The organism is Mycobacterium sp., from assembly GCF_032162605.1.
Taxonomy (GTDB): Bacteria; Actinomycetota; Actinomycetes; order Mycobacteriales; family Mycobacteriaceae; genus Mycobacterium.
In genome coordinates this window covers 1-7,399 of the sequence record NZ_JAVROT010000127.1, presented here as the reverse complement: position 1 = coordinate 7,399, position 7,399 = coordinate 1, and the positions used below count along the sequence as shown (strand labels likewise).

At 66.6% G+C, this 7,399-nt stretch carries 7 protein-coding genes; 2 read left to right on the top strand and 5 right to left on the bottom strand.

Going from position 1 to position 7,399, the window contains the following annotated elements; translation table 11 throughout:
• A partial coding sequence (locus QOI01_RS07890) for an OFA family MFS transporter (RefSeq protein ID WP_526379646.1) occupies window positions 1–990 on the top strand: 990 nt, incomplete at its 5' end.
• A gap of 50 nt (window positions 991–1,040) precedes the next feature.
• Window positions 1,041–1,367: an Rv0250c family protein gene (locus tag QOI01_RS07885; protein WP_526379644.1), complete on the top strand. Its 327-nt coding sequence runs from the start codon at window positions 1,041–1,043 to the stop codon at window positions 1,365–1,367.
• Window positions 1,368–1,466: 99 nt separating this feature from the next.
• Here the strand turns inward: QOI01_RS07885 and QOI01_RS07880 are convergent, their stop codons facing one another.
• The 5 genes from QOI01_RS07880 to QOI01_RS07860 form a co-directional block, all read right to left on the bottom strand.
• On the bottom strand, window positions 1,467–1,679 hold the full coding sequence (locus tag QOI01_RS07880; protein ID WP_526379642.1) for a formate dehydrogenase subunit delta: 213 nt from the start codon (window positions 1,677–1,679) through the stop codon (window positions 1,467–1,469).
• Between the two features lies 1 nt (window position 1,680).
• The gene (fdhF, locus tag QOI01_RS07875; protein WP_526379640.1) at window positions 1,681–4,503 is read right to left on the bottom strand and encodes a formate dehydrogenase subunit alpha; all 2,823 of its coding nucleotides are present in this window, start codon (window positions 4,501–4,503) and stop codon (window positions 1,681–1,683) included.
• Window positions 4,500–6,104: a formate dehydrogenase beta subunit gene (locus QOI01_RS07870; RefSeq protein WP_526379638.1), complete on the bottom strand. Its 1,605-nt coding sequence runs from the start codon at window positions 6,102–6,104 to the stop codon at window positions 4,500–4,502. Before QOI01_RS07870 ends, fdhF begins: the two co-directional genes overlap by 4 nt.
• Window positions 6,101–6,586 carry a formate dehydrogenase subunit gamma gene (locus tag QOI01_RS07865; protein ID WP_526379636.1) on the bottom strand — a complete coding sequence of 162 codons (486 nt, stop codon included), beginning with the start codon at window positions 6,584–6,586 and terminating at the stop codon, window positions 6,101–6,103. Before QOI01_RS07865 ends, QOI01_RS07870 begins: the two co-directional genes overlap by 4 nt.
• Window positions 6,587–6,677: 91 nt before the next feature.
• Window positions 6,678–7,399: CoA transferase (locus tag QOI01_RS07860; RefSeq protein ID WP_526379634.1), on the bottom strand; the 722-nt coding region annotated here is incomplete at its 5' end.

The following is a 7,399-nucleotide window of genomic DNA, read 5'->3' as shown; positions in this document are numbered from 1 at the left end:
CTGGCCCACACCGACAACCTGGTGCTCGCGGTGCTCGGCTACTCCGTGCTGTCCGGCACCGGCGCCGGCATCGTCTACGCGACCTGCACTGCCACCGTCGCGAAGTGGTACCCGGAGAAGCGCGCCGCCCGGGTCGGTCTCGTCACCGGAGCGATCGGCTGCGGTGCCGTCCCGTTCATCGCCTTCTTCGGCACCGTCCTGACGCCGGCGAACCGCACGGGAATCTTCACTGCGGTGGCGGTCATCATCCTCGTCGTCGTCGCCCAGTTCGGCGCGCTCTTGCGGGACCCGCCCGCAGGCTGGTGGCCGTCGGACGTCGACCCCAAACAGTGGGCCATCGACAAGAAGCTGAACCGCAGCCTGCGCAACAACGTCACGGCCCTACGGCAGTACTCCCCCGGCGAGGCGGTCCGGACACCCGCGTTCGTGGTCATGTACCTGATCTTGGTCATCGCCGCCGCAGCCTCATTGCTCGCTGTCGTCTACGTCCCGATCATGGCCATGTCCCAAGGCTTTTCGCTCGGAGTCGGCGCCGTGGCGGTCGGTCTGCTCGCCGTCGTCAACGGCACCGGCCGCAGCGTGGCCGGCAGAATCTCCGACCGGTTCGGCAGGCGCCAGACGCTGAGCGCCGCGCTTCTCGTCGAGGGCTGCGCGCAACTGGGGCTCGTCGACTCCGCATCGATCGGCCAGCCCGCTGCGTTCGTCATCTTCGCCGCGCTGAGCGGAATGGCCGGCGGCGCCTTCTACCCACTGTTCGCCAGCCTGGTCGCCGACTACTTCGGTGAGCCCAGCGCCGTGCGCAACTTCGGCTTGGTCTACAGCGCCAAGCTGTTCGGAGGACTCATCGGCGTCGGCCTACCCGCCCTGCTGGTCGCCTCGCACGGGTTGACGATTCCGTTCGTCGCCGCCGGCCTGCTCAGCCTGTGCGCCGCGGTCATGACGCGGATGCTGCACCGCCCCGGCCTGCCGACCGTCTGCCTGCCGCGATGATGCGCATCGAGCCCTCCAACCCCACTGCCCCGACACCCGAAGGAGTTCCCATGTCCACCACCACCGTCGACAAGCTGCACCAGTTGCTCGCCGAGCTCCTGCATTGCGTGACCTCGCTGGAGTCGACCTGCGGTGACACCCCGGCGATGCGTCGCATCCGCAACGACGTCCAAGGGATCCGCAACGGCATCCATCGGCTCGAGATCGACGCCGAGGAGTTGGGCCTGACCTCAGCGCTCATCTCCCGCACGCGGGCGGTGGACATGATCCAGATATCCGACGCCGACTACGACGCCGACTTCTGGCGGGACGTCGACCACGAAGGGGTCGGCGCACAGAGCCTGGCCTGCGTGCACGTCACGCGTGGACGCAGTTGATCGGCGCCCCAAAATGCAAGCCGCCCAAGGGATGATCACGTCTCGGTCCATCAGCCCCGGGACGCCGCATCACGTGTGACCATCGTGGTGAGACAGCAACTAGCGCAGCAGCGCCGTCGCTGCCAACGCCACCGGCTCGAGGTCGCCTGCCTCCGAGTCGACGAGGTCGAACAGTCGTCGCTTCATCCGCGGGTCCCAGAACTTGCGGACATGGTCGGCGACCGCAGCCACCGCCTGCTCGGTGGACAAGTAGCCGAAGTGGATGACCACCTGGTTGATCAGCCTGATCTCGGAAGCCTCGTTGGTCGACACGTCACTCGGCCAGTCCGACGGCCAGCACGCGCTCGACCGCCGGCTCGGCCCGCTGGCGGGAGATCGGATGGGCCAGTGCGACCTGGACGGCAGTCACCTTGTATTCGGGGCAGTTGGTTGCCCAGTCGGAGTTCTCCGTCGTCACGACGTTCGCGCCCGTGACCGGGTAGTGGAAGGTGGTGTACACCACGCCGGTCGGCATCCGGTCGGAGAGCTGCGCACGCAGCGTCGTTTCGCCGACTCGGCTGGCCAACGTGACCTCTTCACCGTCGGTGATACCCCGCACCTCCGCGTCGTGGGGATGAATCTCCAGCAGATCCTCCTGATGCCAGGCAATGTTCGCCGTGCGCCGAGTCTGCGCACCGACGTTGTACTGGCTCAGGATTCGGCCCGTAGTGAGAATCAGCGGGAAGCGGCGGGTACTGCGCTCGTCGGTCGGCACGAAGGGAGTCGGCACGAACCTGCCAAGGCCCCTGGTGAATGACTCGACATGCATGATCGGCGTGCCCTCCGGCGCGTGCTCATCGCACGGCCACTGGATGCTGCCTACCTCGTCCAGCTTCTCGAAGGAGACTCCAGCGAAAGTCGGTGTGAGGGAGGCTATCTCATCCATGATCTGGCTCGGGTGGTCGTAGTGCATGGGATAGCCCATCGCCGTGGCGAGCTGGCATACGATGTCCCACTCGTGTCGGCCGCTCTTCGGCTTCATCACCGCACGGACCCTGTTGATCCGGCGTTCGGCGTTGGTGAAGGTTCCATCCTTCTCCAGGAACGACGCGCCCGGCAGAAACACGTGGGCGTACTTCGCGGTCTCGTTGAGGAACAGGTCCTGCACCACCAGGAGTTCCATCGCCTCGAGTGCGGCCAAGACGTGCTTGACGTTCGGGTCGGATTGCGCGATGTCTTCACCGTGAACGAACAGTCCTCGAAACGTGCCCTCGATCGCGGCGTCGAACATATTCGGGATGCGCAATCCCGGTTCGGCCAATAACTCTGTGCCCCAGAGTTTTTCGAATACGTGGCGGACGGCGTCATCCGAGACGTGCCGGTAACCGGGCAGCTCGTGCGGAAAGGAACCCATGTCGCAGGCGCCCTGCACGTTGTTCTGGCCGCGCAGCGGGTTCACGCCGACACCGTCGCGGCCGATGTTGCCGCACGCCATCGCCAGGTTCGCCATGCCCATGACCATCGTCGAGCCCTGGCTGTGTTCGGTCACACCGAGGCCGTAGTAGATCGCCCCGTTCGGCGCCAGCGCGTACAGGCGGGCGGCGGCGCGCAGTTCCTCGGCGGGCACACCGGTGATCGACTCGACGGCCTCCGGGCTGTGCTCGTCGCCGGAGATGAACGCCGCCCACTCGTCGAATCCCTCACACCTGTCCGCCACGAACGCCTTGTCCACCAGGCCCTCGGTCACGACCACGTGCGCCATGGCATTGACGATCGCCACGTTCGTTCCTGGCCTCAACTGCAGATGGTGGTCGGCCTCGATGTGAGGCGAACGCACCAGGTCGATGCGGCGCGGGTCGGCCACGATGAGCCTCGCCCCCTGACGCAACCGCTGCTTCATTCTGGACGCGAACACCGGGTGCCCGTCCGTCGGATTGGCCCCGATCACCATGATGACGTCGGCCTGCGCCACGGACTTGAAGTCCTGCGTGCCCGCCGACTCGCCGAACGTCTGCTTGAGCCCATATCCTGTGGGCGAGTGGCACACCCGGGCACATGTGTCCACGTTGTTGCTGCCGAAGGCGGCGCGGACCATCTTCTGGACGACGTAGACCTCTTCGTTGGTGCACCGCGACGAGGTGATCCCGCCGATCGCTCCCGCGCCGTGCCGCTGCTTGATGTCGAGCATCCGACGGGCGACAGTCCCGATCGCCTCGTCCCACTCGACTTCACGCCACGGGTCGGTGATCTTCTCGCGAACCATCGGGCGCAGCATCCGGTCCGGGTGCGTTGCGTAGCCGAACGCGAACCGCCCCTTGACACACGAGTGTCCTTCGTTGGCGCCGCCATCCTTGTGGGGCACCATGCGGACCACCTCGTCGCCGCGCAACTCCGCCTTGAACGAGCAGCCGACTCCGCAGTACGCGCAGGTGGTGATCACCGACCGGGTCGGCATCCCCAGTTGGATCACTGACTTCTCCTGCAGGGTGGCCGTCGGGCACGCCTGCACACAGGCGCCACATGACACGCATTCCGAGTCCATGAACGACTCGCCCGCACCGGGTGACACCTTCGAGTCGAAGCCCCGGCCTTCGATGGTCAGCGCGAACGTGCCCTGGATCTCGTCACAGGCCCGCACACAACGCGAACAGGCAATGCATTTGGACGGGTCGAAGTCGAAGTACGGATTGCTGTCGTCGACGACTGCGTCCAGGTGGTTCTCTCCGTCGTAGCCGTACCTGACCTGACGCAGACCGACCACGCCCGCCATGTCCTGCAACTCGCAGTCACCGTTGGCCGGACAGGTCAGGCAGTCCAGCGGATGGTCGGAGATGTAGAGCTCCATGACGTTCTCACGGAGCTTGGCGACTTTCGGCGTCTGGGTATGTACGACCATCCCGTCGGCGACCGGGGTCGTGCAAGAGGCGGGAGTGCCACGGCGGCCGTCGATCTCGACCAGACAGAGCCGGCAGGAGCCGAACGCTTCGAGCGTATCCGTGGCGCACAACTTGGGGACGTCGACGCCGGCCATCGCGGCCGCACGCATGACGGATGTGCCCTCCGGAACAGCGACGCGCATCCCGTCGACCTCGACCGAGACCGACGCCGGGCCTTCCTTGGCGGGGGTGCCGTAGTCGGGTTCTTTGAGCAGGCTCATCGCATGCCCTCCGTCCTCGCGCTGAAGGGCGCGGTCGTCGTTTCGGAGATCGGTTCGCGTGAGTCGAAGTCGTCGGGGAAGTGTGTGAGCGCGCTGCGCACGGGCATCGGGGTGAGCCCGCCCATCGCACACAACGAACCCTCGGTCATGACGTCACAGAGATCTTCGAGTAGGGCCAGGTTCTCGTCGCGGTGCTCACCGGCGGTGATCCGATCGATCACTTCCACGCCGCGTACCGAGCCGACCCGACACGGCGTGCACTTGCCACACGACTCCGCGGCGCAGAACTCCATCGCGAACCTGGCCTGGGCCGCCATGTCGACGGTGTCGTCGAACACCACGATGCCTCCGTGACCGACCATCGCCCCGGCCGCAACGAATGCCTCATAGTCCATCGGCAGATCGAACTCGGCTCTCGGCAGGTACGCGCCGAGCGGGCCACCGACCTGGACCGCCCGCACCGGCCGACCCGAAAGGGTGCCGCCGCCGTAGCCGTCCACGAGTTCACCGAGGGTCACCCCGAATGCCAGTTCGACGAGACCGCCGTGCCTGACGTTGCCGCCGAGCTGAAACAGCTGGGTGCCGCGCGACCGCTCGACGCCGAGCTCCTGATACGCCGCTGCACCGTCGGCGAGGATGGTCGGAACGCTGGCCAGTGTGAGCACGTTGTTGACCACCGTCGGCTTGCCGAACAGCCCGTGGATGGCCGGGATCGGCGGCTTCGCACGGACCATGCCGCGCTTACCCTCGAGACTTTCCAGCATGGAGGTCTCCTCGCCGCAGATGTAGGCTCCGCCGCCCACCCTGACGTGCAGATCGAAACGCGTACCCGAGCCGAGCACGTCGTCGCCGAGCCACCCACGGCCGCGGGCGATGTCGATGGCGCCACGCATCCTCGCCACCGCACCGGGGTACTCCGACCGGATGTAGACGTATCCCTCGCTGGCGCCCACCGCGTAGGCCGCGATCGTCATGCCCTCGATGAGCATGAACGGGTCGCCCTCCATCACCATTCGGTCGGCGAAGGTCCCGCTGTCGCCTTCGTCGGCGTTGCAACAGACGAACTTCAGTTCGTCGACGCACTCGAGCACGGTCTTCCACTTGATGCCCGCGGGGAAGCCTGCGCCACCGCGGCCACGCAATCCGGAGTCGGTGACCTCGGCGACCACGTCGGCCGGAGACATCTGCAGTGCCCGCCGCAGTCCGGCGAGGCCGCCGTGACCGACGTAGTCCTCGGGTGACAACGGGTCGGTGACACCGACCCTGGCGAACGTGACCCGGTTCTGCGTCGCCAGCCAGGGCAGCTCCTCCACCTCGCCGACTCGCGACGGATGGTCGGCGGCATCGAACAATCCGGCCGCGACGAGTCCGTCGACCTCGGCCGGGGCGACGGGCCCGTAGCCCACGCGGCCGTCCGAGGTCACCACCTCGACCAACGGCTCGAGCCAGAGCATGCCGCGAGAACCGTTGCGTATCAATTCTATTGGGCGATTCTCGCGGGCCGCGGCGCGGACCAGCGCCTCGGCTACCTCGTCCGCACCGACCGATGTCGCCGCCGAATCGCATGGCACGTAGATGGTGACCGGCGCAGGGGTGCTCATTGCGACACCGCCGCGTCGAGAATCGACGAGAGCCGAGCCTCATCCAGCCGGCCGTACAGCCGGCCGTTCACCTGCGCCGCCGGCCCCAGCGCGCAGTTGCCGAGACAGAAGACCTGCTCGGCGGTCAGCGATCCGTCCCGGCTGGTCTCCCCTAGCGACACGCCATAGCGATCACGCAGGTGAGCGACTAGTCGCCCAGCGCCGACCGCCTGACACGCCTCCGCGCGGCACACCCGGACCGTGGTGCGCCCGGCCGGTTCGGAACGGAAGTCGTGGTAGAAGCTGACGACTCCGTGCACGTCTGCGCGGGAAAGATTGAGTTCGTCCGCGAGCACGGGAATGGCTTCCGCGGGTACACAACCCAACGCCTCCTGGACCGCGTGCAAGATGGGCAGTAGCGCTCCGCGGTGCGTGCGATGGTCGGCGGCGATCTCGCGGACCAGCGCCGCCACGTTCGCCTCCCCCGTGGTCGTGGGATTCATGCGCTACCTCCAACAGACAGGCGAACGGATCGGTGTGGGTGAGAACCGCCCCAGATCGTGACCTGAGGCGGTTCTCGGTCTTGACAGCCGGTTAGACGACGACCTTGTTCTTGTGGAACTCGGCGATGGTGTCCGCGTCGTAACCCAGTTGGGCGAGGACCTCGTCGGTGTGCTCGCCGAGCAACGGCGCGCCCTTGATCTCGGGCTTGAACGACGAGAACTTGATCGGGCTGCCGACGGTCAGGAAGGTTCCGCGGCCCTTCTGGTCGACCTCGACGATGCTGCCACTCTCACGCAGAGACTGATCTGCCGCCAGATCCTTCATGGACATGACCGGTGCGCAAGGCACCTCCCACTCGCGCAGGATGTCGACTGCCTCCCACTTCGTCTTGTCGGCCAGCCACTTCTCGATCTCACCGAAGATGTCGAAGATCTTGTCCTGGCGTGCGCGCGCGGTGCTGTACGCCGGGTCATCGACCCATTCCGGATGGCCGATGGCCTCCGCAGTGCGCTTCCAGTTCTGCTCCTGGATGGTGAAGTAGATGTAGGCGTTGGGGTCTGTCTCCCAGCCGTTGCACTTGACCACCCAGCCGGGCTGACCACCGCCGCCGGCGTTGCCGCCGCGCGGCACGGCGTCGCCGAACTCGCCGTTGGGGTACTGCGGGTACTCCTCGAGGTAACCGATGGCATCCAGACGCTGCTGGTCGCGCAGCTTGACCCGGCAGAGGTTGAGCACGGCGTCCTGCATCGCTGCCGACACCTTCTGGCCCTTGCCGGTCTTGTCCCGGGCGATGATGGCCGTCAGGATGCCGA

Excerpts from the sequence above, each read along its gene's own strand:
- QOI01_RS07865 (WP_526379636.1), bottom strand. The coding sequence starts at position 6,586 with ATGAATCCCACGACCACGGGGGAGGCGAACGTGGCGGCGCTGGTCCGC.
- QOI01_RS07870 (WP_526379638.1), bottom strand. The coding sequence starts at position 6,104 with ATGAGCACCCCTGCGCCGGTCACCATCTACGTGCCATGCGATTCGGCG.
- fdhF (WP_526379640.1), bottom strand. The coding sequence starts at position 4,503 with ATGAGCCTGCTCAAAGAACCCGACTACGGCACCCCCGCCAAGGAAGGC.
- QOI01_RS07885 (WP_526379644.1), top strand. The coding sequence starts at position 1,041 with ATGTCCACCACCACCGTCGACAAGCTGCACCAGTTGCTCGCCGAGCTC.